Origin of the sequence: Roseovarius sp. MMSF_3350, assembly GCF_030733425.1 — a bacterium.
Taxonomy (GTDB): Bacteria; Pseudomonadota; Alphaproteobacteria; order Rhodobacterales; family Rhodobacteraceae; genus Roseovarius.
In genome coordinates this window covers 206051-230942 of the sequence record NZ_JASHIZ010000003.1, presented here as the reverse complement: position 1 = coordinate 230942, position 24892 = coordinate 206051, and the positions used below count along the sequence as shown (strand labels likewise).

27 protein-coding genes are annotated in these 24892 nt (G+C 66.2%); 8 read left to right on the top strand and 19 right to left on the bottom strand.

Annotation, left to right across the window (positions count from 1 at the left end; translation table 11 throughout):
- Positions 1 to 4: 4 nt before the first annotated feature.
- Genes RBB31_RS05250 through RBB31_RS05240 form a run of 3 tightly spaced genes read right to left on the bottom strand, consistent with a single transcriptional unit; the run spans position 5 to position 2453 of the window.
- Complete coding sequence (locus RBB31_RS05250; RefSeq protein ID WP_306128209.1) at positions 5 to 1051, bottom strand: low specificity L-threonine aldolase; 1047 nt, start codon at positions 1049 to 1051, stop codon at positions 5 to 7.
- The gene (locus tag RBB31_RS05245) at positions 1042 to 1530 is read right to left on the bottom strand and encodes a YcgN family cysteine cluster protein (protein ID WP_306128208.1); all 489 of its coding nucleotides are present in this window, start codon (positions 1528 to 1530) and stop codon (positions 1042 to 1044) included. The genes RBB31_RS05250 and RBB31_RS05245 overlap by 10 nt, the downstream gene beginning before the upstream one ends.
- Complete coding sequence (locus tag RBB31_RS05240; RefSeq protein ID WP_306128207.1) at positions 1527 to 2453, bottom strand: bifunctional riboflavin kinase/FAD synthetase; 927 nt, start codon at positions 2451 to 2453, stop codon at positions 1527 to 1529. Before RBB31_RS05240 ends, RBB31_RS05245 begins: the two co-directional genes overlap by 4 nt.
- 124 nt (positions 2454 to 2577) lie before the next feature.
- Here RBB31_RS05240 and RBB31_RS05235 point away from each other — a divergent pair, with 124 nt between their 5' ends.
- On the top strand, positions 2578 to 3204 hold the full coding sequence (locus tag RBB31_RS05235; protein ID WP_306128206.1) for a glutathione S-transferase family protein: 627 nt from the start codon (positions 2578 to 2580) through the stop codon (positions 3202 to 3204).
- Positions 3205 to 3222: 18 nt separating this feature from the next.
- Here RBB31_RS05235 and RBB31_RS05230 read toward each other — a convergent pair whose 3' ends face one another.
- The 5 genes from RBB31_RS05230 to RBB31_RS05210 form a co-directional block, all read right to left on the bottom strand.
- The gene (locus RBB31_RS05230; RefSeq protein ID WP_306128205.1) at positions 3223 to 3405 is read right to left on the bottom strand and encodes a hypothetical protein; all 183 of its coding nucleotides are present in this window, start codon (positions 3403 to 3405) and stop codon (positions 3223 to 3225) included.
- 105 nt (positions 3406 to 3510) lie between these two features.
- Positions 3511 to 3954: a MaoC family dehydratase gene (locus RBB31_RS05225; protein ID WP_306128204.1), complete on the bottom strand. Its 444-nt coding sequence runs from the start codon at positions 3952 to 3954 to the stop codon at positions 3511 to 3513.
- A gap of 114 nt (positions 3955 to 4068) precedes the next feature.
- Positions 4069 to 4944 carry a TIGR01459 family HAD-type hydrolase gene (locus RBB31_RS05220; RefSeq protein ID WP_306128203.1) on the bottom strand — a complete coding sequence of 292 codons (876 nt, stop codon included), beginning with the start codon at positions 4942 to 4944 and terminating at the stop codon, positions 4069 to 4071.
- Positions 4945 to 5057: 113 nt separating this feature from the next.
- The gene (locus RBB31_RS05215; protein WP_306128202.1) at positions 5058 to 5285 is read right to left on the bottom strand and encodes a DUF1150 family protein; all 228 of its coding nucleotides are present in this window, start codon (positions 5283 to 5285) and stop codon (positions 5058 to 5060) included.
- Positions 5286 to 5290: 5 nt separating this feature from the next.
- Positions 5291 to 5704, bottom strand: a complete 414-nt coding sequence (locus tag RBB31_RS05210; RefSeq protein ID WP_306128201.1) for an Hsp20 family protein — start codon at positions 5702 to 5704, stop codon at positions 5291 to 5293.
- A gap of 169 nt (positions 5705 to 5873) precedes the next feature.
- Here RBB31_RS05210 and RBB31_RS05205 point away from each other — a divergent pair, with 169 nt between their 5' ends.
- From RBB31_RS05205 to RBB31_RS05195, 3 genes are read left to right on the top strand one after another with little or no spacing between them, the layout of a single operon-like run.
- Entirely contained in the window at positions 5874 to 6098 is a 225-nt protein-coding gene (locus tag RBB31_RS05205) for a YdcH family protein (protein ID WP_152491240.1), read from the top strand.
- Positions 6099 to 6144: 46 nt separating this feature from the next.
- The gene (purE, locus tag RBB31_RS05200) at positions 6145 to 6633 is read left to right on the top strand and encodes a 5-(carboxyamino)imidazole ribonucleotide mutase (RefSeq protein ID WP_306128200.1); all 489 of its coding nucleotides are present in this window, start codon (positions 6145 to 6147) and stop codon (positions 6631 to 6633) included.
- Positions 6626 to 7699 (top strand): 5-(carboxyamino)imidazole ribonucleotide synthase, encoded by a 1074-nt coding sequence (locus tag RBB31_RS05195; RefSeq protein WP_306128199.1) that lies wholly within the window; start codon positions 6626 to 6628, stop codon positions 7697 to 7699. The genes purE and RBB31_RS05195 overlap by 8 nt, the downstream gene beginning before the upstream one ends.
- On the opposite strand, the gene RBB31_RS05190 is transcribed toward RBB31_RS05195, so the two are convergent.
- The 7 genes from RBB31_RS05190 to RBB31_RS05160 form a co-directional block, all read right to left on the bottom strand.
- Positions 7696 to 8841 carry an alpha-D-ribose 1-methylphosphonate 5-triphosphate diphosphatase gene (locus RBB31_RS05190; protein WP_306128198.1) on the bottom strand — a complete coding sequence of 382 codons (1146 nt, stop codon included), beginning with the start codon at positions 8839 to 8841 and terminating at the stop codon, positions 7696 to 7698. The genes RBB31_RS05195 and RBB31_RS05190 overlap by 4 nt on opposite strands.
- Positions 8838 to 9560, bottom strand: a complete 723-nt coding sequence (locus tag RBB31_RS05185) for an alpha/beta fold hydrolase (protein ID WP_306128197.1) — start codon at positions 9558 to 9560, stop codon at positions 8838 to 8840. The genes RBB31_RS05190 and RBB31_RS05185 overlap by 4 nt, the downstream gene beginning before the upstream one ends.
- Before the next feature lie 46 nt (positions 9561 to 9606).
- A complete protein-coding gene (locus RBB31_RS05180) occupies positions 9607 to 10458 on the bottom strand; it encodes a DMT family transporter (RefSeq protein ID WP_306128196.1) in 852 nt (283 codons plus the stop codon).
- Positions 10459 to 10539: 81 nt separating this feature from the next.
- Positions 10540 to 11478 carry a sterol desaturase family protein gene (locus RBB31_RS05175; RefSeq protein WP_306128195.1) on the bottom strand — a complete coding sequence of 313 codons (939 nt, stop codon included), beginning with the start codon at positions 11476 to 11478 and terminating at the stop codon, positions 10540 to 10542.
- Positions 11475 to 11867: a hypothetical protein gene (locus tag RBB31_RS05170; protein ID WP_306128194.1), complete on the bottom strand. Its 393-nt coding sequence runs from the start codon at positions 11865 to 11867 to the stop codon at positions 11475 to 11477. The genes RBB31_RS05175 and RBB31_RS05170 overlap by 4 nt, the downstream gene beginning before the upstream one ends.
- Before the next feature lie 58 nt (positions 11868 to 11925).
- Positions 11926 to 13095 carry a PLP-dependent aspartate aminotransferase family protein gene (locus RBB31_RS05165; protein WP_306128193.1) on the bottom strand — a complete coding sequence of 390 codons (1170 nt, stop codon included), beginning with the start codon at positions 13093 to 13095 and terminating at the stop codon, positions 11926 to 11928.
- A 62-nt stretch (positions 13096 to 13157) separates the two neighbouring features.
- On the bottom strand, positions 13158 to 14063 hold the full coding sequence (locus RBB31_RS05160) for a DMT family transporter (RefSeq protein ID WP_306128192.1): 906 nt from the start codon (positions 14061 to 14063) through the stop codon (positions 13158 to 13160).
- Positions 14064 to 14331: 268 nt separating this feature from the next.
- Here RBB31_RS05160 and RBB31_RS05155 point away from each other — a divergent pair, with 268 nt between their 5' ends.
- The 3 genes from RBB31_RS05155 (at position 14332) to gndA (ending at position 18067) form a co-directional block, all read left to right on the top strand.
- Positions 14332 to 15519 carry an aspartate aminotransferase family protein gene (locus RBB31_RS05155; protein ID WP_306128191.1) on the top strand — a complete coding sequence of 396 codons (1188 nt, stop codon included), beginning with the start codon at positions 14332 to 14334 and terminating at the stop codon, positions 15517 to 15519.
- A gap of 11 nt (positions 15520 to 15530) precedes the next feature.
- Positions 15531 to 16457, top strand: coding sequence for an ornithine carbamoyltransferase (gene argF, locus RBB31_RS05150; RefSeq protein ID WP_306128190.1), 927 nt, complete (start codon positions 15531 to 15533; stop codon positions 16455 to 16457).
- Between the two features lie 197 nt (positions 16458 to 16654).
- Positions 16655 to 18067, top strand: coding sequence for an NADP-dependent phosphogluconate dehydrogenase (gndA, locus tag RBB31_RS05145; protein WP_306128189.1), 1413 nt, complete (start codon positions 16655 to 16657; stop codon positions 18065 to 18067).
- 74 nt (positions 18068 to 18141) lie between these two features.
- Here gndA and RBB31_RS05140 read toward each other — a convergent pair whose 3' ends face one another.
- From RBB31_RS05140 to RBB31_RS05125, 4 genes are all read right to left on the bottom strand, one after another.
- The gene (locus RBB31_RS05140; RefSeq protein WP_306128188.1) at positions 18142 to 19623 is read right to left on the bottom strand and encodes an inorganic phosphate transporter; all 1482 of its coding nucleotides are present in this window, start codon (positions 19621 to 19623) and stop codon (positions 18142 to 18144) included.
- Positions 19624 to 19702: 79 nt separating this feature from the next.
- Complete coding sequence (locus RBB31_RS05135) at positions 19703 to 20164, bottom strand: NUDIX hydrolase (RefSeq protein ID WP_306128187.1); 462 nt, start codon at positions 20162 to 20164, stop codon at positions 19703 to 19705.
- Positions 20165 to 20249: 85 nt separating this feature from the next.
- Complete coding sequence (hrpB, locus tag RBB31_RS05130) at positions 20250 to 22697, bottom strand: ATP-dependent helicase HrpB (RefSeq protein WP_306128186.1); 2448 nt, start codon at positions 22695 to 22697, stop codon at positions 20250 to 20252.
- 7 nt (positions 22698 to 22704) lie between these two features.
- A complete protein-coding gene (locus tag RBB31_RS05125; protein ID WP_306128185.1) occupies positions 22705 to 23427 on the bottom strand; it encodes a DUF3108 domain-containing protein in 723 nt (240 codons plus the stop codon).
- Between the two features lie 260 nt (positions 23428 to 23687).
- Here RBB31_RS05125 and meaB point away from each other — a divergent pair, with 260 nt between their 5' ends.
- Positions 23688 to 24674 carry a methylmalonyl Co-A mutase-associated GTPase MeaB gene (gene meaB / locus RBB31_RS05120; protein WP_306128184.1) on the top strand — a complete coding sequence of 329 codons (987 nt, stop codon included), beginning with the start codon at positions 23688 to 23690 and terminating at the stop codon, positions 24672 to 24674.
- Positions 24675 to 24892: the final 218 nt, after the last annotated feature.

The following is a 24892-nucleotide window of genomic DNA, read 5'->3' as shown; positions in this document are numbered from 1 at the left end:
CGCGTCATCCTTTCGCGAGCGCAAGAAAGTCGTCGATCTGGGTCTCGGTGAGGGACCAGTCGCAGACGCAGCGCATCAGGAGCGGTTCGTCGGGGTCGCCATCCTCCAGGGGGCCTTCGTAGAGGCCGTAGACGGCGCCGCCCGCATGCAGACGCTGATGTGTGGCGCGGGGCAGGCGGGCGAAGATCATGTTGGCTTGCGGCTCGGCGGTGAAGGTGCAATCGGGCAGGGCGCGCAGGCCCGCGACGAGGCGGGCGGCGTTGGCGTTGGCGCGCTGTGCCGATTGCAGCCAGACATCGTCTTGGAGATATCCCAGCATTTGCGCGGCGAGGAAGCGGCCCTTGGACACAAGGTGCCCGCCGCGTTTGCGGCGTCGTTCCAGTTCCCATGCCTTGGCGGGGTCGAACAGGACGACAGCCTCGACATTCAGACAGCCGTTCTTGGAGGCGCCGAAGGAGACGGCGTCGATCCCGGCCTCATGGCTCATCTGGGCGGGCGTGCAGCCGAGGGCGGCGCAGGCATTGGCAAAGCGGGCACCGTCGAGATGTACCGAGAGGCCGTGGGTATGGGCCACGTCGGTGATGCTGCGCAGCTCGTCCAGTGTGTAGAGCTGGCCCATCTCGGTGACCTGGGTAAGGGCGACGGTGCCGGGTTCGGACGTGTGGACGTCGCGGCGCGGCAGGGTTGCGAGGACGGCGGCGAGGTCATCGGCCGTCATCTTGTCCTCGTGCCCCGTGAGGGTCAGGCGCGCGCCGCCGGTGTAGAACTCGGGCGCGTGGCATTCGTCGACTAGAATATGGGCGCGGGGCGTGCAGAAGATGGTCTGCCACGGCTGGGTCAGGGTGGCGAGCGCGAGGACATTCGCGGCTGTGCCGGTGGCGACGAACTCGACCGCGGCGTCGGGGGCCTCGAAAACCTCGCGCACCTTGTCGCGGGCGGCACCCGTAAGCGCGTCGGCGCCGTAAGGGGTGGCGTGGCCGTCATTCGCCTTTGCCAGCGCCTCCATCACCTGGGGAAGGGCGGGGCCGGTGTTGTCGGAGCCTAGTCGCATCCCAGCGGTTCCTCTATCAGGTGCTCTTCCCACTCGTCTTCGGGGATCTCGAACTCGGGCAGGGTGGCGTTCTGCACGGAGACGCCTGCGGCGTGCACGCTGTCGGGCGTGCCGGAGATCAGCGGGTGCCAGTCGTAAAGCGGCTTGCCGTTCCACAGGAGCTTGTAGGCGCAGGTTTCGGGCAGCCAGTAGAGGCTTTTCTCGATGGTCCTGGGCGAAAGCGAGATGCACTCGGGCACGAACTGGTGCCGGATCTCGTAATTGGCGCAGCGGCAGGTGCTGTCGTCGAAAAGGCGGCAGGCGATGCGGGTCAGGGCGACCTCGCCGGTGTCCTCGTCCTCGAGCTTGTTGAGGCAGCACTTGCCGCAGCCGTCGCAGAGCGCCTCCCACTCTTTCTGGGTCATGCGGTCCAGAGGCACGGTTTCCCAGTAGCGCGGTCGCAGGCCGGAACGGTCGATGGGGTCGGACGCGTCGGTCATATGGCGGCCAGCACCGCGCGGGCGCGGTCGCAGTCGTCGTCCATCTGGGCGATGAAGGCCTCTAGGCTGTCGAAGGTTTCCTCGGGGCGGAGGTATTCGACGAGGGCCACGGACAGGTCGGCGCCGTAGAGGTCGCCGGAGAAATCGAAGAGGAACGTCTCGATATTGGGGATCTCGCCCTGGAACATCGGGCGTACGCCGAGGGAGGCGGCGCCGTGGTAGTGGCCCCGGTGAGGGCCGTCGAGCACGTCGACCAGCACGGCGTAGACGCCGAAGCGGGGCGGGTGCAGCCCTTCGATGGACATGTTGGCGGTGGGATAGCCCAGGTCGCGGCCGCGCTGTTCGCCGCCGATCACAGGCCCGTCGATACGGTGCCAGTGGCCCAGCATGGCGGCGGCGTCGCGGGGACGGCCCTCGGAAAGCGCGTCGCGGATGGCGGTGGAGGAGACCTGGCCGTCATCGCCCTCCAGAAGCGTGGCGATGGTGACGTCGAAGCCCATGTCCTGCCCGAAGCGCTGAAGATCGTCGGCATTGCCGGCGCGGCCCTTGCCGAAGCAGAAATCGGCGCCGACGACCACGTGGGTCAGGCCAAGGCCGTCGGCGATGACGTTGCGGGCGAACTCTTCGGGGGTGAGGCTGGCGAGGGCGGCGTTGAAGTTGAGCTCGTAGAGCCGTTCGACGCCCAGCTTGGCCAGGCGGTTGGCGCGGGCCTCGTGGCCCATCAGACGGAAAGGGGGCGCGTCGGGGGCGAAATATTCGCGCGGGTGCGGCTCGAACGTGAGCACGCCCAGGGGGCCGTCGCCCTTGCGGGCGAGGTCGATCACCGACTGGTGGCCCAGATGCACACCGTCGAAGTTGCCGATGGCGACGGAGGCGCCCCGGTCCTGGGGATCAATGAAGGTGTAATCGCGGATGATGCGCATGGCGCAGGGGTAGCGATATGCGCAGGGGTGATCAAGAGGCGGTGCCGCGCATGGCGTGTTGGAAGAAACGTAAATGGTCCTGATGCGTTCTGCGGTAGGCAACGCAATGATTGGAGATGAGAGAATGGCCGATAAACCCGTTCTGTACGGATTTGACGGATCGACCTATGTGCGCACGGTTCGCATGTTCCTGATGGAAAACGAGATCGACTATGACCAGGTGCACGTCAATGTTCTGGAAGGCGAGCCGAAGCAGCCCGAGCACCTGAAACGGCATCCGTTCGGAAAGGTGCCGGTGATGGACATTGACGACATGCGCCTGCGCGAGGCCGATGCGATCTGCCGCTATATCGACGAGACGGGCAACGGGCCGAGCCTTGTGCCTGACGACCCAAGGGCGCGGGCGAAGATGAACGAGGCGATCAGCGTCTTTGGCAGCTACGGCTATGACGCCCTGATGAGCGCCGCAGGCTATCACCTGTTTCCCGAGCTTGTCGGCGGCAAGAATGACGATGCCCTGTCGAAGAGCCTTGCCGATTCACAGACGCTGAACGCGCTGCTGATGGACTGGGCCGATCCGTTCATCTGCGGCAAGGAGCCTTCGATGGCCGACTACATGCTGGCGCCGATGATCCATTACGTATCGCTGACGCCGGAGGCCGACAACATTATCACCGGCAAGCTGGCACGGTGGTGGGCGCCGATGCAGGAGATCGAGAGTTTCAAGGCGACCGAGCCCGACATGGGCTGATCGCCTTGGGTGCGCGTCTCAGGTCTGGCTGGGGCCGCGCCGTTGCGAAACCGCCTGACGGATGGCGGCCCAATCGGCGGCCTCGGACTTGCGCCCGGCATCTTGAGACTCGCGCATCTTGCGTGCGGCCTCGGCCTCGGCCTTGGGGCCATGGGCGCTGAGCAGGGCGCGGGCATATTCGGCTGTCTGGATTGCATCCATAGGTTGGGTCCTCCCTCTGGTTCTCCACTTACGAAACGCATCATACACGATTCGTGTTCCGGGCGTGTGACGCGGCCAAGAGTGTCTTGCGCGGTCGTGCGCCGATCAGTCGAACTTACCTGTCGGTGCCAGCACGGTGGCTTCGCCCACAAGGACCTTCTTGCCGTCGACGAGGCAACGGGTCTCCAGCGTGACGCGGCGCTTGGCGTAGTCGATGGCGGTCACCTCCACCTCAGCCTCGACCATGTCGCCGGGGCGCACGGGGGCGAGGAATTTCAGGGTCTGGCCCATGTAGACGGTGCCATGACCGGGAAGCTGTTCGCCGATCACGGCAGAGATCAATCCGGCGGTCAGCATGCCGTGGGCGATGCGGCCCTCGAAGATGGTGTCGCGGGCGTAGTCGTCGTCCATGTGCACCGGGTTATGATCGGTCGAGACCTCGGCGAACATGCGGATATCCTCGTCGGTCACCACTTTGCGCAGCGACCGGGTCATTCCCATTTCGATCTCTTCGATCGTGATCGTTCCGCGCGGCATGTTGTCCAACATCAGACCCTCCATTTCCACCTGCGCGCCCATTCTGCGCGCAATAAATAACACCCTAACACGGGCAAGGTTGCAACTTTATTACTTTGCAGGCGCAGAAAATCAAGGGTTATTTTATCAGCGCAGCATGCCGATGGCGTAGGTCGGAGACGACATTTCCGTTTGCAGGTAGGCGTTTAACGCCTTTGGATCGGGGTGGTGCGACGTTTTGGTTTCCTTGGCCGCGAGGCCGCCCGTGATGAAGAGAGAATCGATATCCTCGCCCATCGCGCCCTGCACGTCGGTGGCGATGCCGTCGCCGATAGCGAGAATCTTGTCGCTGGACACATCGCGGCCGAGCGCCGAGAGACGGCGGCGGGCGAGGTCATAGATGGGTGGATGCGGCTTGCCGAAATAGAGGCTTTCGCCGCCCATCTCGGTGTAAAGCCGTGCGAGCGCACCCGCGCACCATTCGCGCACGTCGCCGCGGTCGACGATGATGTCGGGGTTGGCACAGAGCAGTTTCAGGCCCTTCTGCTTGGCATAGAGGAAATCGGCGCGATTGGTGTCGGGAAGGGCCATCGGATCGTTGGGGCCGCAGCAAACGATACCTTCGGCGTCCTTGAGGTCGACCCGCTCGATCTCGGCGGGGTCGTCGATAATCTCCAACGGCTCGAAAAAACCTGCGTCACGCTCCCATTCGCCCATGAACCATACCTTGTTGCCCACCACGCCGCGGTACATTGCGGCACGGGCACTGTCGCCGGAGGTGGCGATGGCGTCGTAGCAGGCGGCGGGGACACCGAAGCTTTCAAGCTGGGACTCGACTCCGGCGCGGGGCTTGGGAGAATTGGTGACCAGCACCACCGTGCCGCCATCGGCGCGGTAGGTCATCAGCGCCTCGACCGCTTCGGGATAGGCGGTGACGCCGTTGTGCACGCACCCCCAGAGATCGACGAAAAGCGCGTCGTAATTGCCGGAGATGTCGGAGAGGGACGTGATGATCTGGGTCACTGGGATACGGGCCTTTCGCGTCGGAGGAGCGTCGAAAGCCGGTATGCCAGCGCAGATGCCGCTTGGCCAGCGGGGTTTCGGCCCGGGGTGGGGGCCGAAACCGAAATCGCATGCTAGTGCACGGTGACCGGGTCGAGGTCGTTCTGGCGGGCCAGGACGAAGGCCATCTTTCGGTCGGCGACAAGTGCCAAGCGCTCGCCTTCCTCGTTGTGCACGGCATAGAGCGTTTCCAGCTCGCCCACCTGTTCGCGCATGTCCTCGGGCAGATCATCTGCGTTGACCTGGCGGACATAGACGATGGGGCGCTCGGCCTCGTGATCGAATTCGTATTGCGTGTCCATACTGTTTACCCCTTGTTTATCTTGATGGTCTGAACCACCGTTTCCGGTGCGGCGCGCGTGAGGTCCACGTGCAGAAGCCCGTTTTCCATGATCGCCTCGCCCACTTCGACGCCGTCGGCCAGCACGAAGCTGCGCTGGAACTGGCGGGCGGCGATGCCGCGATGCAGGTAGACACGGCCGTCCGCATCGTCCCGCTGGCGGCCACGGATCACCAGTTGCCTGTCTTCCAGCGTTATCGACAGGTCCCCATCGGCGAATCCGGCCACGGCCAGCGTGATCCGGTAGGAATTCTCGGAGGTCTGTTCGATATTGAAGGGCGGGTAGCCTTCGTTCCCCGACTTGGCGCTGCGTTCCAGCAGGCGTTCCAGTTGCTCGAAGCCGAGCATGTAGGGGTGCGATCCCATAGATAGCTTTGTCATGGGCGTGTCCTTATCCAGTCAAGCGACAGTCCGTATGTGAAGGCCCCGTTCGCGGCGACCTCTTGGAACTGAATATGGGGCGGCGGGGCGGGGCCTGCAAGGGCTATGCCCACGAGAGCTTTGACGCTATTGTCGGGGTCTTCGGTGGTTTCGGGAGAATCGAGCGCCCATGAACAAGTTCAACGAGCTGTCGATGAAGTCCGACGAGGTGCTGCGGGTGGAACTGGAAGAGTTCCGCCGCCAGCACCGCGACCTGGACGAGGCGATCCGGGCGCTGGAGGAAAAGGGCACCAGCGATCCCCTGACCGTGAAACGCTTCAAGCAGCAGAAACTGCGGCTGAAGGACCGGATCCAGTGGATCGAGGACCGCCTGTTGCCGGATATCATTGCGTAGGCAGCGGCGATGGGTATAGTGCGCGCTCCGTAAAGGAGAGCGAGCGATGGGCAATCCGCAGATCGGTATCATCATGGGCAGCCAGTCGGACTGGGCCACCATGAAGGAGGCCGCGGTCATTCTGGACGAGCTGGGCGTGGCGTACGAGACGAAGATCGTCTCGGCGCATCGCACGCCGGATCGGCTGTGGGACTATGGCAAGAGCGCCGTGGACCGGGGCCTGAAGGCGATCATAGCGGGGGCGGGTGGCGCGGCGCACCTGCCGGGAATGATGGCCAGCAAGACGCGCGTGCCCGTGATCGGCGTGCCGGTGCAGACCAGGGCGCTGAGCGGTGTCGACAGCCTGTATTCCATCGTGCAGATGCCCAAGGGGTTTCCGGTGGCGACCATGGCGATCGGGGCGGCGGGTGCGGCCAATGCGGGCCTGATGGCCGCGGCGATCCTGGCGAATGAAGATATCGCGCTGGCCGAGCGTCTGGACAAGTGGCGCGATGCGCTGTCGGCCTCGATCCCCGAGGAGCCCAGCGATGACTGAGCCTTTGCCACAGGGGGCGGTGATCGGGATCCTGGGGGGCGGTCAACTGGGCCGGATGCTGTCCGTCGCGGCGAGCCGTCTGGGGTTCAAGACCTGCATCTACGAGCCGGCAGGCGATTGCCCGGCGAGCCACGTGTCGAACTTTCATTTCCAGAAGCCCTATGAGGACGAGGATGCGCTGCGGCAGTTCGCCGGGGCCGTGGACGTGGTGACCTACGAGTTCGAGAATATCCCCACCTCGGCGCTGGACGTGCTGGAAGCCGCCCGCCCGATCCGCCCGGGGCGCGAGGCGCTGCGGGTGAGCCAGGACCGGCTGACCGAGAAGGACTTTCTGACCGGGCTGGGGCTGAAGACCGCGCCCTATGCCGACATCACCGATCTTGCGAGCCTGAAGGCTGCGCTGGAGGATATGGGCACGCCCGCGATTCTGAAAACGCGGCGGTTCGGCTATGACGGCAAGGGGCAGGTTCGCATCAATGACGTGTCCGAGGCCGAGGCGGCGCTGAACGAGATGAACGGCGCGCCCGCGATCCTGGAAGGGTTCGTCGAGTTCAGCCACGAGGTGTCGGTGATCGGGGCGCGGGGGGTGGACGGACAGGTGGCCTGCTTCGATCCGGGCGAGAACGTGCATCGTGACGGGATCTTGCACACCACCACGGTGCCGGCCAACCTGAGCACGGTGCAGCGCACCGATGCGGTGTTGCTGACGGGGCGGATCCTGAACGAGTTGGACTATGTTGGCGTCATCGGCGTGGAGCTGTTCGTGACGCCTCGGGGCCTGATCGTGAACGAGATCGCGCCGCGGGTGCATAACTCTGGCCACTGGACGCAGCAGGGCTGTGCGGTGGACCAGTTCGAGCAGCATATCCGCGCGGTCGCCGGCTGGCCGCTGGGCGACGGGTCGCGTTATGCCGACGTGGTGATGGAGAACCTCATTGGCGATGACATGGACCGTGTTCCGGCGATAGCCGGGGAAACGGGCGCGAGCCTGCATCTTTACGGCAAGGCCGAGGCCAAGCCGGGGCGCAAGATGGGGCATGTGAACCGAGTCGCGCGGTCGGGCTAGCCAACGAACCGGGCGGCGACCTCGCCCTTCATGTAGGTGATTTGACCGGCCGAGACCGTGGCGCAAACGTCGCGTGTCTTTGCGTCGAGGATGACGAGGTCGGCGCGTTGACCGGGGGTAAGCGTGCCGCGATCTAAAAGACCGAGAAGCTGTGCCGGGCCCGACGAGATCATTCCCCAGGCGGCGGCGAACTCCATCAGCCCGCAATCGGCCAGAAGGAAGGCGGCGCGGCGCATGGACGGGTAGTGGTAGTCCGAGGCAAGCGCGTCGCAGAGGCCCATGGCGATGAGGTCGAGCGCGCTGGCATTTCCCTTGTGCGAGCCGCCGCGTACCACGTTGGGGGCGCCAAGAACGATGGGGGCGCCGGCGACACGGGCGGCCTCGGCCGCCTCGGCGGTTTCGGGAAATTCGGCGATGTGGACGCCGCGCGCGTCCCATGCGGCGCGCTGGGCGGCGGTGTTGTCGTCGTGACTGCCAAGGCGCAAGGGCAGGTCCGAGAGCCGGGTGCAGAGCGCGTCGAGGGCGGCGGGAACATCCTCCATTCCGGCGTGCAGCGCGTGGATGTCTTCGAGATGCCTGTCGGGATTCTTGCCGATCCTGAGCGATTTGCCCACGTGGCCGGGGGGCGTCTTGCCCTTTGCCAGCAGGTCATGCGGCAGGTGGTCGTTGAACACCAGGTAGGGGATGGCGTAGCGGGTGATCCAATCCTCTATCGTGGCGTAGTCGTCCAGCATCGAGATCTCGATGCGCAGCTGCACGCGCAGGTCGGTGCCGACGCGGGGGCGGATATCGTCAAGGCTTTCCAGCACGCGCCGGGCGAAATCCGGCCCGCGCATTCCGCCTTCCCAGCTGTAGAACTGGGCCAGCGTGGCGGTGGTGATGCCGTTGGCGGCAAGCTCGGCCTCGGCCACGATCAGTCCCTGGTCGAGGTCTTTCATGGCGCCGCGCCGGGGGGCGAGGTGTTTTTCGAAAGCGTCGCCATGGGCATCGACCAGCCCGGGCAGTATGAGATAGCCCGAGAGGTCAACCTCGCGCGCTGACGTCTTATCGGTGATCGCACCGTCCGACAGGCAGAGCGGGGTGTCTTCGAGGCCCGAGGGCGTCAGCACCTCGGCCCCGGTCAGGCGCAGTGACAGGCTCATTCCGTGAGGCCCATCAGCATGTCGGTGATATTCATGTCGTGATCGAAGGCGCCGGTCCGCAGGAAGGCCAGCGCCTGGGCCATGACATAGGGGTTGTTCATCATGAACGTGTGGCTGACGGGCAGTTCGATATGGTCGGCCATCCCCTCGACCCTGGTGGACTCGACCGAGACCTTACCGTCATCGGCGCCCTCGATCAGCGTCGAGTAATAGGGGTTGAGCGAGCGGGTGCCGGCAATGATGCCAAGCTCGAAATCCACATCGGGCAGTCCGCTTGCGAAACCGCCGTCGCCGGTTTCGAGTTGCAGGCCGGCGGGACCGTGGAGCCATTCGAAAAGCTCAAGCCCGCCGAGCTGATCCACCAGTTCCGAGCCGTGGTTTGGCGGTCCGAGCATCACGACGCGGCCCATGTCGGCGGGGCGGTTGTCGCGCAGCCAGTGGCGCAGAAGGATCCCGCCCATGGAATGAGTGACGAAGTGAACCTTGTCGTCCCTGCAAACGCGCACGGCTTGCGGCAGGGTTTCCTCGGCCAGTTTGGCGATGTCGAGTTCGGTCGAGGGATAGTCGGTGCGGAAGGTGGTGTAGCCCTCGTTTTTCAGCACTTCCTCCATCACGATGAAGGAGGTTTCGGTCCGCGCCAGACCGTGCAGCAGCACCACGCAATCGGCCAGGGCCGGGGCGGGCAGAACCAGGGCAAGGGCTGTGAGCGCGGCTTTCATGACCTGTCAGATAGGCAATTACGCGGCGCGGGAACAGTCCCCGCGGTCAGGAAGTGCGGCGCCGCGGCATGGAAAGCGCAACGCCGCCCAAAACGAGCGCGGAGGCGAGCACGATCTGCAGGGTGAGGGATTCGCCCAATAGGAGGATGCCGCCCAGCAGCGCGATGATGGGCACGGTGAGCTGTGCAACGGCCGCGACGGAGGCGGCGAGTGAGGGCAGGACGGTGTACCAGAGCGCGTAGCCCAGCCCGGAGGTGACGGCGCCGGTGACGATGGCGAGGAAGATACCGTAGCCGGTCAGGGGGGCGGCGTCGGTCACGGCGGGCAGGGCCAGCCACGCCAGCAGGCCGAACGGCGCGGCGAGAGTGAAATTGGCGGCGGTGGCCTGGAGCGCGTCCCTGGATCTGCGGCCAGCGAGAGAATAGATGCCCCAGCCGATTCCCGCGAGCGCCATGAGGGCTCCATGCAACGGACTGACCGGCGTGCCTGCGCCGGGCCACATGAGCCAGGCGAGACCTGAAAGCGCCAGTGCCGCCCCGATCCAGCGGCGGGCGGGCAAGGGCTCGCGCGTCATGAGGGCGGCGGCGAACATGGTGATCTGGACCATGCCGAAGAGAATGAGCGCGCCAAGCCCTGCGTCGAGCGCGGTGTAGGCGAGCGAGAAGCCATACATGTAGACCAGAAGCGACAGCACGCCCGAGACCCGCGCGGGCCCGCCGAGGCGCAGCCCGCCGCGCAGGACGATGCAGAGGCCGGCCAGCATCGCCGCCCCCGCCACCAGCCGGATCGCGCCGAAGGGGACGGCGTCGATATGGCCGCCCGCCAAGGCGAGGCGGTTGAGGATGGAGTTGGCGGCGAAGGCCACCATCGTCACGGCGGTGAGCAGGAAGAGGCGCATGGGTCATGCGTAGCGCGCGGCGTGGCGGAAGGGAACGCATTTTGGCGGAGGCGGAAATTTGAAAAATTTCCGCGCCCGCGATCAGGTGAGGTTCTCGAAGCCGGGCGTGTTCGCGTCCTCGGGGTGCTTGGCGAGATGCTTGCGCTTGATCGTCTCGGAAGTGTCGCGGCTGCCGTCATGGCTCCAGCCCGGGGGCTGGATGCAGTAGTTCAGCCGGTCGCGCCAGGTTAGGCCCGGCTGGATCACGTCGCGGAAGATGCCGACCCATTCGTGGAAGGCCACGCGGATCGGATTGAAGGTGCCGAGGTTGCGCACGAGACCGTAATCGACTTTCTCGCTGTCCTGCTCGGGGACGAAGGTGCCGAACATCTTGTCCCAGATGATGAAGACGCCCGCATAGTTGGCGTCGAGATAGCGCGCGTTGCGGCCGTGGTGGACGCGGTGATGCGAGGGCGTGTTCATCACCGCCTCGAACCAGCGGGGCAGGCGGGTGATCGCCTCGGTATGGATCCAGAACTGGTAGATCAGGTTCAGCCCGCCACAGAAAAGCACCATCGCCGGATGAAAGCCCAGCAGGATCAGCGGCGCGCGGACCAGCATCATGAAGGTGAACGTGCCGGTCCATGTCTGGCGCAGGGCGGTCGTGAGGTTGTAGTGCTGCGACGAATGGTGATTGACGTGGCTGGCCCAGACCCAGCGGATGCGGTGGCCGAAGCGGTGGACCCAGTAGTAGCGCAGGTCATCGAGCACGAAGCACAGGATTACCACCCAGACCGACGTGCCCAAGTCCAGCGGCGTGATCGCCCAGAGCGCCATGAAGAAGCCGTAGGCGACGAAGCCCAGCAAGATGCTGGAGGCGACGTTGCCCGCGCCCATCACCAGAGACGTGAGCGCGTCGTAGGTCTCGTACCGGCCGCCGCGGCGTTTGAGCACGATCCAAGTGAGTTCGATCAGGATGAGGGCGATGAAGACCGGCACGGCGAAGTTCACCACGTCGGGATAGGTCAGTTGATCGGTCATCTGCGGGCTTCCATCAGGCCGGGCCAGTGGCGGGCCTCTTCGGGGTCGAGTGTCAGGGTGATCCGTGGCGCGGTGTAGTCGGGCAGGGTGATCCGCAGGCCCGTTTCGGTCTGCTTGATCTGCGCTCCGTCGAGATACCGCGCCGTGGTGTCGGCGCCCATGGGCCAGACGACGCCGGGGCCTTGCGGAGTTTCCACGAGGGCGGCGTGGCGGTCCTGGCTGAGGATCACGCGGGTCGGTGTATCTTCGGGAAATTCACGCAGCCAGGCGCGGCGGGCGGCGGCCTCGTCCTGGAACGTGGCGGGTTTCGAGAGGCCAAGCAGGTGCAAAAGCACCGCAATGCCTGCGATGCCGAGCACGACCATCGGTAACAAGATGCTGAGCGGCATGTCCTCTTCCCTCGGGCCGCATTTAGCCAAGGAAGAGGCTCCGCGATCAAGGGTGACGTTACGACGCCGCGGCGCCCGCGCGGTCGAGCGCCTGTTCGAGGTCGGCGATGAGGTCGCCCGCGTCCTCGATCCCGATAGACAGGCGCAGCAGGCGCGGATGGACCGGGAAGCCCTCGCCCGAGACGGTCTTGCGGTGCTCGATCAGGCTTTCGACGCCGCCCAGAGACGTGGCGGGATAGAAGACCTCGCAATAGCGGCTGACGTCGATGGCGGTCTGCTCGGAGCCCTTGACGAGGATCGAGAGCATCCCGCCGTAGAGACCGCCGGTCTGGCGCTTGGCGATCTCGTGGTCGGGATGCGAGGGCAGGCCGGGATACATCACCGCCTTGATGCCGGGGTGGCCTTCGAAATGCCGGGCGACGGCCAAGGCGTTCTCGGTCGCGCGCTCATAGCGCAGCATCAGGGTGCGCATCCCGCGAATGAGCAGGAAGGCGTCGAAGGAGTGCAGGACAGTGCCCTGGATCATGCGGGTGTGGAAGATTTCGTCCCAATATGCGCCGGTTTCGCGCACCGAGAGCACGCCAGCAGTCACGTCGGAATGGCCGTTGAGATACTTGGTGGCGGAGTGAAAGGAGATGTCCGCGCCAAGCTCCAGCGCGCGGGTGGCGCAGGGGGGCGTGCCGGTGCAGTCGGTGACCAGTTTCGCCCCGGCGGCATGGGCGATCTCGGCGGCGGCGGCGATGTCTGTCGTGTCCCAGTTGGGGTTGTTGGGACTTTCGACCCAGACGAGCGCGGTGTCGCCCTTGATCGTCGCGGCCTTCATCGCGTCGAGATCGCCGGCGGGATAGTAGCTGACCCGCAGGCGGTTCTTGGCCTCGTAGGTTTTGAACTGGGCGAGGACGCCGTGATACATCACCTCGGGCACCACGACGTGCGCGTCGGCGGGCAGGTGTTCGATCACGGCGGTGGCCGCGCCCATGCCCGACGAGAACAGCAGGCTTTCCGCGGCGCCTTCGAGGTCGGCGATGATCGCTTCGGCCTGTTCGGTCGTCACGTTGCTGTCGCGGCGGTACATGTAGCTTTGGCGCAGGGCGTAGTTTTCATCCCGCGCGTAAGTGGCGGCTGTCTGAATCTGAGGCACGATCGCGCCAGTGGCAGGATCGAGAAAGCGCAGGGCCTGGGCCAGCTTGGTGGCCGGCGAGAGCGGGCGGTTTGGGCGGTGGGCCATGGGGCAGTTCCTTTCAGCGTCGGGGCCGACCGTAGGCATTCCGTCGGCGATGGCAAGCGGGGTCAGAGCGGGCGCGCGGGCGGCGTGGTGGGGGATTTTAGCCGCGCCTCGCGCCAGGCAAGGAGGGCGGCGCCGGAGAGGACGGTGAGCGCCCCCAGGATGGAGACCGCATCGGGCAGGACCGAGAATACGGCGGCATCGTAGAGCGCGGCGAAAACCAGCGTGGCATAGAAGAATGGGGCCACGAAACTGGCATCGGCGCGGGCCAGCGCGTTGACGAAGCAGGTTTGCGCGGTCGCCATCAAGAGGCCGATCCCGGCCAGCGCCGCCCATTGCGCGGGCGTGGGCGCGGTCCAGACGAAAAACGCGGCGGCACTGGCGATCAGGCAGCCGAAGAGGTTGTTGATCAGCAGGATCTGAAGCGGGCGCTCTCGGCCAGAGAGGAACTTGATGGCGATAAGCTCGGCCCCGAGGCAGGCGGCTGCGGCCAGCGCCAGCAGCGCACCGGGCTCGATCGTGCTGCCGCCGGGGCGGGTCAGGATGAGCGCGCCCAAAAGGGCGATGCCGGCGGCGGTCCAGCGGATAGGGCCGACTTTCTCTCCCAGGATGGGAATGGCCAGCATCATGCCGAAGACCGGGTTCAGGAAGCTGATCGCGGTGGCGTCGGAGAGCGGGATGAACGCGGCGGCGGCGAACATCAGGGTGACGCCGCCCCAGCCCAAGCCCGAGCGCAGAAGATGCAGGTGCAGCGCCGGGCGCACGATGCGAAACCGCGTGACGGTGGCGAAGGTAGAGAAGACGATGAGTGCGAAGAGGAACCGGCCTTGGCTGATCTGCAGCGGATGCAGCGCGGGGCCGAGCGCATCGGTGCCGAGCGCCTTGGCCAGGAGCGTGCAGCCCGCGATGAAGGCGGCGGCGGCAAGGGTCAAAAGCGCAGCGGCGCCGGGGTTCTGGGAGGTCGGTGTCATCGCCTGTCCAGTGGCAGGCCGGCGGGGGAAACTCAAGCGTCATGTGAGCGCCCGAAGAAAACGCTTTGCGCGGGACGCGCAAGCGGCTATGTCAGCGCCCATGATCGAACGCCACACATATATTCAGAGCCGACGCCGCCGCACCTGCGCCTGACGTCCGCTTCGCCTGTTCGATCCCCGGTGCCGGAGTGCACCAAACCCTTTCCACCATTGACGAACGCCCTGCCTTACGGCACTCAAAGGGCTTCCATACTTGAGGATACCCGACATGATCCCGTCCGTTCTGCCGACCTATAACCGTGCACCGCTCAGCTTTGTCAAAGGCGAGGGCGCCTGGTTGATCGAGGCGGATGGTCGACGCTTTCTCGACCTTGGCGCGGGCATCGCGGTGAACGCGCTGGGCCATGCGCACCCTGCGCTGGTGTCCGCGCTGACCGAGCAGGCGGGGGCGCTGTGGCATACATCGAACCTCTACCAGATCCCCAAGCAGCAGGAACTGGCGGACAAGCTGGTGGCCGAGACCTTTGCCGACACGGCATTCTTCTGCAATTCGGGCACCGAGGCCTGCGAGCTGGCGGTGAAGATGTGCCGCAAGTATTTCCATGACAAGGGCCAGCCGGACCGGACCGATATCATCGCCTTTCAGGGGGCCTTTCACGGCCGGTCGAGTGCGGGGATTGCCGCCGCCGGGTCCGAGAAAATGACGAAGGGGTTCGGGCCGCTGCTGCCGGGGTTCAAGCATGTGCCGTTTGGCGATCATGACGCGCTGCACGCCGCCATCGACGAGAATACGGCGGCGATTCTGCTGGAGCCCGTGCTGGGCGAGGGCGGGATCAAGCCGGTGCCGGACCAGTGCCTGAAGGGGCTGCGCGACCTGTGCGACGAGAAGGGCATCCTGCTGATCTTTGACGAGGTTCAATGCGGAATGGGTCGGACCGGCAAGCTGTTTGCCCACGAATGGGCGGGCGCCAACCCGGATATCATGATGGTCGCCAAGGGCATCGGCGGGGGCTTTCCCCTTGGCGCGGTGCTGGCCACCGAGATTGCGGCCAGCGGGATGACGGCGGGCACGCATGGCTCGACTTATGGCGGCAACCCGCTGGGCTGTGCCGTGGGCTGCGCGGTGATGGATATCATCTCCGACCCCGATTTTCTGGCCGAGGTGAACCGCAAGGCAGGCCTTTTCCGGCAGAAGTTGGAAGGGCTGGTGGCGGCGCACCCGGAGGTGTTCAGGGGCGTGCGCGGCATGGGCCTGATGCTGGGGCTGGAATGCGTGGCGACCAATACAGACGTCGTTGCCGCCGGCTATGAGGCCGAAGTGGCCGTTGTGCCCGCGGCGGAGAACGTGGTGCGGATCCTGCCGCCCCTGACCCTGACGGACGAGGAGATCGGCGAGGCAGTGGCCCGGCTGGACAAGGCGGCGACCGCCGTGAAGACGGCGCTGGCCGAGGCATGAGGAGCGGGACGATGCAGCATTTTCTGGATATTCACACCACCGACGCGGGCGAGTTGCGCGGGATCATCGACGGGGCGCGGCACATGAAGACCGCGCGTGCCGGACGGCCCCGGGGCGCGGCCGATGACGAGCAGCCGCTGGCGGGCCGGATGGTGGCGCTGATCTTCGAGAAGCCGTCGACGCGGACGCGCACCAGTTTCGACGTGGGCGTGCGCCAGATGGGCGGCGAGACGATGGTGCTGTCGGGCGCTGACATGCAGCTTGGACATGGCGAGACCATTGCCGACACGGCGCGGGTGATGAGCCGCTATGTCGACCTGATCATGATCCGGACCTTCGACGAGAGCGTGTTGCAGGAGATGGCCGAGTATGCCGACGTGCCGGTGATCAACGGGCTGACCGACCGCACCCATCCCTGCCAGATCATGGCCGACGTGATGACCTATGAAGAGCATCGCGGGCCGATCCGGGGCAAGAAAGTGGTCTGGGCCGGGGATGGCAACAACGTCTGTTCATCCTTCCTGCATGCGGCGGGTCAGTTCGGGTTCGACATGACCTTCACCGGGCCGTCCCAGCTGGACCCCGAGGACGAATTCGTCGGGCTGGCGCGCAAGGCGGGCAGCACGATCACCATCGAGCGTGACGCGGCCAAGGCGGTGGAGGGCGCGGACCTGGTGGTGACCGATACCTGGGTCAGCATGCATGACAGCCAGTCCAGCAAGGAACGCCGCCACAACATGCTGCGCCCCTACCAGGTGAATGCCGAACTGATGAAGCACGCCAAGCCCGACGCGCTGTTCATGCACTGCCTGCCCGCGCATCGCGAGGAAGAGGTGACGAGCCCCGTGATGGACGGGCCGCATTCGGTCGTGTTCGACGAGGCCGAGAATCGCCTGCACGCGCAAAAGGCGATCATGCGCTGGTGCCTGGGCGTCTGAGCCTGACCTGAAGGTGCGCGTTGCTCGCGCGCAGGTTTGTGCGACGCGGCATTCCGGGCGTGCAAGGCGCGACGCCATGTCTGCCGGGAAAAAGAGCGCGTGGCGCGAAAGGCCGGGTCGTGTGCGGTCGGCTTTCTTGGCATCGGGCGCGGGGCGGTCTAGGCTTGGGGCGAACGGCGCCCAGAAAAGGAGAGCGCATGGTACCGGGCAAGGCACAGATCGGCGTTTACGGGCTGGGCACGATGGGCAGCGCATTGGCGCTGAACATGGCCGAGAAGGGCTTCGAGGTGGCCGTGACAAACCGCGAGGCCGACTGGATCGGCGAGTTCGTCGACGAGGCCGGACCGCTGGCCGAGCGGTTGCATCCGCACGAGAGCCTGCACGATTTCGTGGCCGGGCTGAAGACGCCGCGCGTGATCCTGTTCATGATCCCGTCGGGCAGGCCGATGGATGCGATGATCGAGGAGGTGACGCCCCTGCTGACAGACGGCGACACGATCATCGATGGCGGAAACGCCGATTTCCACGACACGCGCCGACGCGCGAAGGCCCTGGCGGAAAAGGGACTGCATTTCGTCGGCATGGGCGTGTCGGGCGGCGAGCAGGGCGCGCGGCACGGGCCGTCGATGATGGTGGGCGGCAGCGACCATAGCTGGGAACAGCTGCGCGATGTGCTGCGCGCGATCGCGGCGCGGTATGAGGGTGACCCTTGCGTCGATCACCTTGGCCCGGACGGGGCGGGGCATTTCGTCAAGACCGTGCATAACGGGATCGAATATGCCGACATGCAGGTGATCGCCGAGATCTACGGCCTCTTACATAACGGGTGCGTCTGGCCGCCGGCGCAGATCGGGGCATTGTTTTCCAAGTGGAACGAGGGGGCGCTGAAATCCTACCTGGTAGAGATCACCGGCGAGTTGCTGGCCTATACCGACCCCGCGACCGGGCATCCGGTGGTCGATGTCATCAAGGATGCCGCGGGACAAAAGGGAACCGGGCGCTGGACCGTGGTGGAGGCCGTGCGCATGGGCCAGGCCGCGACCATGATCGAGGCCGCGGTCGGCGCGCGCGCGTGGTCGTCGGAAAAGGACACGCGCACCAGGGCCGAGGAGTTGCTGGGCGCGGAACGTGGTCTATTGAGCCTGGACGAGGACGTTCTGGCTGAGGCGTTCATGGCGGCGCGGGTTTTGTGCTATGCGCAGGGATTTCGTGTGCTGGAGGCGGCGTCGCAGGAATACGACTGGCATCTGGACCATGCCCGCGTCGCCGAAGTCTGGCGCGCCGGGTGCATCATCCGGTCGGTGTTGCTGGACGACATCTCGGAGGCGTTCCGCGAGGATCTGCCACATGGGCAGCTGTTCCTGTCGCCTCGTTTCGCCGAGATCCTGAAACGGACCGTACCCGCGCTGCGCAAGGTCGTCGCGGAGGCGGTTGCGGGAGGCCATGCCATACCGGCACTGTCGGCGGCCCTGCAATGGCATGACAGCATGCGCCAGGGCTATGGCACCGCGAACATCATTCAGGCGCAGCGCGATTTCTTCGGCTATCACGGGTTCGAGCGGCTGGGACAGGAAGGCAGGTTCCACGGGCCGTGGTGGGACGAGACCTGAGCCCGATCGGCAGGGGCATCGCGGGATGGCACGACCGGGGCCCGTCAAGGGCCGGCCTGTGCGGCGCGTGAGGGTTAGCCCGTCAGGCTGTTGAGGACAAAGAAGATCACCGCGGACATCAGCGCCGCGGCAGGGACGGTGATGACCCAGGCGGCGACGATGGTCATGAAATGGCTGCGCCGCACCAACTTGCGCCGGCGGCGTTCCTCGGGGGCGAGGCGCTTGCCCTTGCCGCCGGTCGTCAGCCCCTTGCGAAGGCGGCGTTCCATGTACCATTCGCGGAAGAAGCCGACGCCGAAGACGCCGCCCACGGCGATATGCGTGGAACTGACCGGAAGGCCCAGCCAACTGGCCACGATGACGGTGATCGCCGCCGACAGGGCGACGCAATAGGCGCGCATCGGATCGAGCTTGGTGATCTGGCTGCCGACCATTCGGATGAGTTTGGGCCCGAACAGGAAGAGGCCGAATGAAATGCCGAAGGCGCCGATGATCATGACCCAGAGGGGGATGGTCACCTCACCGGCAAAGCCGCCGGCCTCGGACGCATAAACGATGGCGGCCAGTGGTCCCACCGCGTTGGCGACGTCATTCGCGCCGTGGGCGAAGGACAAAAGCGCCGCCGAGATGATGAGCGGCAGGCCGAAGAGCGCCTTGAGCGAGCGGCGGCGGTTTTCCATGCCCTCCGACTGGCGGCGGATCAGGGGGATGGTCAGGGCATAGATCGCCGCGCCGGTTGCCGCGCCGATCAAAAGGGCAGTGCCGATGTCGATCCTGACGATGCGCTTGAGGCCCTTCATCGCCAGGTAGGTGGCGAAGGTGCCGGCCATGAGACCCACCAGGATCGGCACCCAGCGGCGGGCGGCGGCGATCTTGTCTTCGCGGTAGACGATCCGGCTCTTGATCAGGGCGAGGAAGCCGGCAGCGATCATCCCGCCCAAAACGGGCGAGATCACCCAGCTGGCAGCGATGGCACCCATTGTGGGCCAATTCACCGTGGCAAGGCCCGCGGCCGCGATGCCGGCGCCCATGACGCCGCCCACGACCGAATGCGTGGTGGAGACAGGCGCGCCGACCTTGGTGGCGAGGTTGACCCAGAGCGCGGCCGAGACCAGTGCCGCCATCATCGCCCAGATGAAGGTCTGGGTGTTCTGCATGCCGTCGGGGTCGATGATGCCCTTGGAAATGGTCGAGACCACGTCGCCCCCCGCCAAGAGGGCACCCGCGCTTTCGCAGATCGCGGCGATAACGATGGCGCCGCCCATGGTGAGCGCGTTGGCCCCCACCGCCGGCCCCATGTTGTTGGCCACGTCGTTCGCGCCGATATTGAGCGCCATATAGGCGCCGAAGATCGCCGCGGCGATGACCACCATGTTGTTGGGGAAGGCCCCGAAGAACAGCCCCGCGCCCAAACCGGCGAGGACCATGAACGCCAGCGCAATGCCGAGCGAGATCAGCGGGCGCGAGACATAGGCCGTCGCGTACTCGATCTGCGAGATGCGCCCGAGATCCTTGTCGAGCGTTTTCCACTGGTTGGATTGCGGGTCTTCGGCCACGGTCCCCTCCCGGTCCGGTTCGGGGCCGAGCGCTAGCCCGTCTGGCGCGGCGGTTCAATGCCGCACTGTCATAAAACCGTTACATTTCCAGCAAAATGGCCTTGAGGCCCGGTTCCTGTACCATTTCAGCCGCATCGGTGGGCCTGACCCAGCGGCGGGTGCGCTCGTCATGTTCGGGATAGATGTCGGCCAGTTGCTTGACGCGGACCTTGAACACCTCGACCTCGACCGGGGCGTCGTAGCCGTCGTCGAGGTGCTTGTCATAGGCATAGCTGCCGACATGGCCCTCGATCGTGGCGCCCTTGGTGACGCCGGCCTCTTCCCAGGCTTCCTGAAGCGCGGCATCGGCGGCTTTCTTGCCTTCCATCGGCCAGCCCTTGGGCACGATCCAGCGTCCGGTGCCCCGGCTGGTGATCAGCAGGACCTGGGTCTCGCCGGTCGCGGTTTCACGATAGCACAGCGCCGCGACCTGCAACTCGGGCGGGCGTCGGAGGATCGGCTGGACGAATTCCGCCCAAGCCCTTTTCATCGAGGTCGTCATGGTTCTGCTCGTGTCGAAGTGTTTTCATAAAAGTATATACGTTAGGGTGATAAAAAGTCAAATTTTCAAAGCCATGGATGCGGGATCAGGAACCGGGGCGGCGCTTGGCGCGCAGCGTCGGGTCGGCTTGGCGCGGGTTTTCGGGCCAAGGGTGCTTGGGATAGCGGCCGCGCATGTCCTTGCGAACGTCGGCGTAGGAGCTATCCCAGAAGCCGGGAATATCGAGCGTGGTCTGCACCGGGCGGCCTGCGGGCGACAGGAGCGTGACGCGCAGGGGCGTCCGGCCCACGGTGGGGTGGGTGGTCTGGCCGAACATTTCCTGCAGGCGCAGGGAAATCTCGGGATGGTCGCCGGAATAGTCGATGGGGATGCGCCGCCCCAGCGGCGTGGTGAAATGCGCCGGGGCGGCGGCGTCAACGCGCTGCATCTGGTCATAGGTGAGCCGGGCGCGCAGGGGGTTTAGCATGTCGAAACGCTTCCAGTCGGCGGCGGTCTTGAGGCCGGTGATATAGGGCAGGAGCCAGGTTTCGAGGTTTTCGAGCAGGGCGGCGTCGGACATATCGGGCAGGTCCTCGCCCGCCTCGCGCAGAAGGGCGACGCGCGCGGCGAAGCGGCGGGCGGGGTCGGACCAGTTCAGGCCGAGGTCGCGGATACCGTCCAGCATGGCAAGGGCCACGGCGTCGTCGGGGGCATCCTTCCACATGCGGTCGTCCAGCACGAGCGCGCCGAAGCGTTCCTGTTTGCGGGCGATGACGCGACGCTCGCGGCGATCCCAGTGGCAGACATCCTGCCATGCGATCTGATCGGCGAAAAGGGCGCGGAGTTCGGATTCGGAAAGCGCGATGGCCTGCCGGATGCGGGCCTCGCGCGGGTTGCCGTCTAGATCCGTGGCAACCAGCAGGCGTTGACCGGCGAGGGGGTCTTCGTCGGGCAGATGCGCGCCCTTGCCGCCGGAAAGGACGAAGCGTGGCGCGTCGCCTTTGCGGCGCAGGCCGATGCGGTCGGGGTAGGCGAGGGCGGCGCACTCCGCGTCGGACATCCCGCTGGTCCGTGTCGATTCTGCCTGTGAGGCCAGGCGCTTGGCCTCGGCGCGGATGCGCATCACCGCCCCATGATTGGCAGGGTGTGGGTGGCGGCCCTTGGGGTCGCGCAGGGCGGCCATGCGCAGGGTGAGGTCCACCGGGGCACCGCGCGAAAGCGGGTCGCGGTCGGCCAGAAGTGCGGCGAGCAGGGCCGCCTCGGGCCCGGCGGTGCCCAACATATGGGCAAGGCGGGGGTGCAGGGGGAGTTTGGCCAGCGCCTTGCCATGCTCGGTTATGCGGTTCTGCGCGTCGAGCGCGCCCAGCATGTGCAGGAGCGCCTGCGCCTCGGCATAGCTGCCGGGATTGGGTGGGGTGAGGAAGGGCAGGTCGTCCGGCGCAGCGCCCCAAAGCGCCAGTTCGAGGGCGAGGCCCGAAAGGTCGGTGGCCTCGATTTCGGCAGGGGGATAGGCGGGCAGGGCGCCTTCCTCTCCCTTGGTCCAGAGACGGTAGCAGGTGCCTTTTGCGACGCGGCCCGCGCGGCCTGTACGTTGCGTGGCCTCGGCGCGGGTGACGGGCTCGGTCACCAGCCGCGACATGCCGGAGCCGGGATCGAACCGGGCGCGGCGGGACTTGCCGCCGTCGACCACCACGCGGATATCCTGGATGGTGAGCGAGGTTTCGGCGATGGAGGTGGAAAGGACGACCTTGCGGCCTTCGGTTACGGGGGCAATCGCGGCGCGTTGGGCGGCGAAGTCCATCGCGCCGAAGAGGGGGCGGATGTGGCAGTCGGGCGGCAGGCGATCCTTCAGCAGGGCCTGCGCGCGGCGGATCTCGCCTTCGCCGGGGAGGAAGACAAGGACGCCGCCAGTGGTCTCGGAGACGGCCTTGGTAACAAGGTCGGCAAGGGCCGCGTCCCACCTTGTTTTCTTCGGCGTTGGCGTGTCGAGGTGGCGGGTTTCGACCGGAAAGCTGCGGCCTTCGGAGGTGACGATGGGGGCCTGCATCAGCTCGGCCACCGGGGCGGCGTCGAGCGTGGCGGACATGGCCAGCAGCATCAGGTCGTCGCGCAGGGCGCCGGCCACTTCGAGGCAGAGGGCGAGGCCGAGGTCGGCGTTGAGAGAGCGTTCGTGGAACTCGTCGAAGATCACCGCGCCGATGCCGGTGAGTTCGGGGTCGGACTGGACGCGGCGGGTGAGGATGCCTTCGGTGACGACCTCGATCCGGGTGGCGCTTGAGACCTTGGCGTCGCCGCGGACGCGGTAACCCACCGTTTCGCCTGCTTTTTCGCCCAGGGTCGAGGCCATGCGCTCGGCGGCGGCGCGGGCGGCGAGGCGGCGGGGCTCGAGCATGACGATGCGGCCTTGGGTGAGCCCGGCGGTCAGCATTTCAAGGGGCACCACGGTGGTTTTGCCCGCGCCGGGGGGCGCTTGCAGGACGGCGCGGCCGGTGTCGCGCAGTGCGGTGAGAAGCGCCGGGATGGCGTCGTCTATGGGAAGCCTGTCGCGGGTCATGCCCGCCTTATCGGCGATGCATCGACACTTGACCATAGCGGGTGCGCACCACGACGGTGTCGGCGCGCATGGTGTTGCCCTGCGGGACGTAGATGATCGACACCGGCGCGGTGCTGTGGCGCAGCTCGCTGGCGGAATAGCCGGCGATGCGGCGGTACTGGCCCGAGCATTGCACGCGACCGCCATCCAGCGCCTTGCGGCTGGTGAGGCTGAGCCGGGCGTGGCGGTGGCCGTCGTAAACATCTGCGTTCAAAGAACAAAGTTCACTCGGGGGCTGGTCGCGCAGGGCGGCGTAGAGCGCCGTCAAGGGGTCGTAGGCGCCGGGAAGTGTGCGCGGATTCACGGCGGGCGCACTGCTGCCGGTGTCGCCGGTGACCTGGGTGGCGACACCGCCGGAGAAGCTGATCCTGAGGTTGGTGGAGCGACGGCCTTCCGAGGTGACCTCGGTATAGCTGGAGGGGACAAAACGGTTGCCGGACCTGCGGCCCTTGGCGGACAGGTCGAAGCTGGCCTGTTTGAGCGCGGAGATGGCCCCGGTGGTGGCGAAGCGGGCGCGGGTGCTGTAGGTGCCGGAGGTCTCGGTGCTGGCCATGGCCATTTCGCCGACCTTGGCGCCGATCAGGCGGACGTCATAGCGCGCTTGCATGCTGTCGGCCAGCGCGGCGGGCACGCCGGTGGCGGTGAAGAACGCCGCGAGGGCGATATGGGTTAACCGGGTTTTGACTGTCACGTGCGGGCCTCTTGCATTGTGTCCGAGATTGGACATGGCGCAATGACCAAGGTAACACGTTCCGCCCGGTTTTCATCCCGGCATCTGGCGCGGGACCGTGTGGGAATATGTCGGGCAAGTGGTTACGATTTCGTAAACCGGCCCTGCGGTGCCGGGGCTGCCGCGGTTGCTGGACATTTCGGGCCCGGCTGGGGCACAAGTCGGAAGGCCCTGCCGAGGCCGCGCCACGCCGCGCACCGGACCGGAGGAGACGACGCGCCATGACCGACACGGAAAAGCTTGCCGAACAGTTGTTGGCGCAGGAGCGCCGGGCGCTGGCACGGGCGATCACGCTGGTGGAAAGCGGGCGGGCCGATCACCGGAAGGCGGCGCAGGCCTTGCTGGACAGGGTCGCGGGGCATGGCAGGCAGGCGGTCCGGGTCGGGCTGTCGGGCACGCCGGGTGTTGGAAAAAGCACGTTTATCGAGGCGTTCGGCATGATGCTGACCGGCATGGGGCTGCGCGTGGCGGTGCTGGCGGTGGACCCGAGCTCGGCGCGGTCGGGCGGCTCGATCCTGGGCGACAAGACGCGGATGGAACGGTTGAGCCGGGAGCCGGGCGCGTTCATCCGCCCCTCGCCCAGCCAGACGCATCTGGGCGGCGTGGCACGGCGCACCCGCGAGGCGGTGACGCTATGCGAGGCGGCGGGATTCGACGTGGTGCTGATCGAGACGGTGGGCGTGGGCCAGTCCGAGACGGTGGTGTCGGAGATGTGCGATCTGTTCCTGTTGCTGCTGGCGCCCGCGGGCGGCGACGAGTTGCAGGGGGTGAAGCGCGGGATCATGGAGATTGCCGATCTGATCCTTGTAAACAAGGCGGATGGCGATCTGAAATCGGCGGCGACACGGACCTGTAGCGACTATTCCGGGGCGTTGAGATTGTTGCGCAAGCGGCCGCAGGATCCGGAGGGGTTCCCGAAGGCGATGATGGTGTCGGCCTTGCAGGACGAGGGGTTGAAAGCGGCCTGGGACGAGATGAACGCGCTGGTCGACTGGCGCCGTGAAAACGGGCATTTCGATGCGCGGCGCGAGGCGCAGGCGCGGTATTGGTTCGGCGAGGAAGTGAAGCGGGGCCTGATGGCGCAGCTGGAGACGCCGGAGGCGCGGGCGCTGATGGCAGAGGGCGCCGAGGATGTCGCGGCAGGGCGCACGGTGCCCAGCGTGGCGGCGCAACGGGTGCTGGATCGGCTTGCCGAATCGAAGGGTTAACCGCGGCGGAGGGGTGGAATTGACGTCGGTATCGTGTCGGTATTCGGGGGGTATGGCGACGGTGCGGTCGTTGCGGGGGCGGCGGTTGACGGGGCGTACGCGGTTAAGGGGTGGTTAACGGGAGTGCGCGTGGGTTTTCACCCACCCTACGCGGTTGGGACGCGAGAGAATTGTTGATCGCGTGGTGGGGTGGAACCCCACCCTACGAATCCCCGGAC

What these genes read in the sequence shown, in the direction of transcription:
- RBB31_RS05175 (WP_306128195.1), bottom strand. Translation starts at nt 11,478, where the DNA reads ATGACCGATCAACTGACCTATCCCGACGTGGTGAACTTCGCCGTGCCG.
- RBB31_RS05205 (WP_152491240.1), top strand. Translation starts at nt 5,874, where the DNA reads ATGAACAAGTTCAACGAGCTGTCGATGAAGTCCGACGAGGTGCTGCGG.
- RBB31_RS05230 (WP_306128205.1), bottom strand. Translation starts at nt 3,405, where the DNA reads ATGGATGCAATCCAGACAGCCGAATATGCCCGCGCCCTGCTCAGCGCC.
- RBB31_RS05155 (WP_306128191.1), top strand. Translation starts at nt 14,332, where the DNA reads ATGATCCCGTCCGTTCTGCCGACCTATAACCGTGCACCGCTCAGCTTT.
- argF (WP_306128190.1), top strand. Translation starts at nt 15,531, where the DNA reads ATGCAGCATTTTCTGGATATTCACACCACCGACGCGGGCGAGTTGCGC.
- RBB31_RS05190 (WP_306128198.1), bottom strand. Translation starts at nt 8,841, where the DNA reads ATGAGCCTGTCACTGCGCCTGACCGGGGCCGAGGTGCTGACGCCCTCG.
- RBB31_RS05165 (WP_306128193.1), bottom strand. Translation starts at nt 13,095, where the DNA reads ATGGCCCACCGCCCAAACCGCCCGCTCTCGCCGGCCACCAAGCTGGCC.
- RBB31_RS05210 (WP_306128201.1), bottom strand. Translation starts at nt 5,704, where the DNA reads ATGACAAAGCTATCTATGGGATCGCACCCCTACATGCTCGGCTTCGAG.
- purE (WP_306128200.1), top strand. Translation starts at nt 6,145, where the DNA reads ATGGGCAATCCGCAGATCGGTATCATCATGGGCAGCCAGTCGGACTGG.
- RBB31_RS05240 (WP_306128207.1), bottom strand. Translation starts at nt 2,453, where the DNA reads ATGCGCATCATCCGCGATTACACCTTCATTGATCCCCAGGACCGGGGC.
- hrpB (WP_306128186.1), bottom strand. Translation starts at nt 22,697, where the DNA reads ATGACCCGCGACAGGCTTCCCATAGACGACGCCATCCCGGCGCTTCTC.
- RBB31_RS05180 (WP_306128196.1), bottom strand. Translation starts at nt 10,458, where the DNA reads ATGCGCCTCTTCCTGCTCACCGCCGTGACGATGGTGGCCTTCGCCGCC.
- RBB31_RS05215 (WP_306128202.1), bottom strand. Translation starts at nt 5,285, where the DNA reads ATGGACACGCAATACGAATTCGATCACGAGGCCGAGCGCCCCATCGTC.
- RBB31_RS05195 (WP_306128199.1), top strand. Translation starts at nt 6,626, where the DNA reads ATGACTGAGCCTTTGCCACAGGGGGCGGTGATCGGGATCCTGGGGGGC.
- RBB31_RS05135 (WP_306128187.1), bottom strand. Translation starts at nt 20,164, where the DNA reads ATGACGACCTCGATGAAAAGGGCTTGGGCGGAATTCGTCCAGCCGATC.
- RBB31_RS05245 (WP_306128208.1), bottom strand. Translation starts at nt 1,530, where the DNA reads ATGACCGACGCGTCCGACCCCATCGACCGTTCCGGCCTGCGACCGCGC.
- meaB (WP_306128184.1), top strand. Translation starts at nt 23,688, where the DNA reads ATGACCGACACGGAAAAGCTTGCCGAACAGTTGTTGGCGCAGGAGCGC.
- RBB31_RS05185 (WP_306128197.1), bottom strand. Translation starts at nt 9,560, where the DNA reads ATGAAAGCCGCGCTCACAGCCCTTGCCCTGGTTCTGCCCGCCCCGGCC.
- RBB31_RS05160 (WP_306128192.1), bottom strand. Translation starts at nt 14,063, where the DNA reads ATGACACCGACCTCCCAGAACCCCGGCGCCGCTGCGCTTTTGACCCTT.
- gndA (WP_306128189.1), top strand. Translation starts at nt 16,655, where the DNA reads ATGGTACCGGGCAAGGCACAGATCGGCGTTTACGGGCTGGGCACGATG.
- RBB31_RS05170 (WP_306128194.1), bottom strand. Translation starts at nt 11,867, where the DNA reads ATGCCGCTCAGCATCTTGTTACCGATGGTCGTGCTCGGCATCGCAGGC.
- RBB31_RS05225 (WP_306128204.1), bottom strand. Translation starts at nt 3,954, where the DNA reads ATGTTGGACAACATGCCGCGCGGAACGATCACGATCGAAGAGATCGAA.
- RBB31_RS05250 (WP_306128209.1), bottom strand. Translation starts at nt 1,051, where the DNA reads ATGCGACTAGGCTCCGACAACACCGGCCCCGCCCTTCCCCAGGTGATG.
- RBB31_RS05235 (WP_306128206.1), top strand. Translation starts at nt 2,578, where the DNA reads ATGGCCGATAAACCCGTTCTGTACGGATTTGACGGATCGACCTATGTG.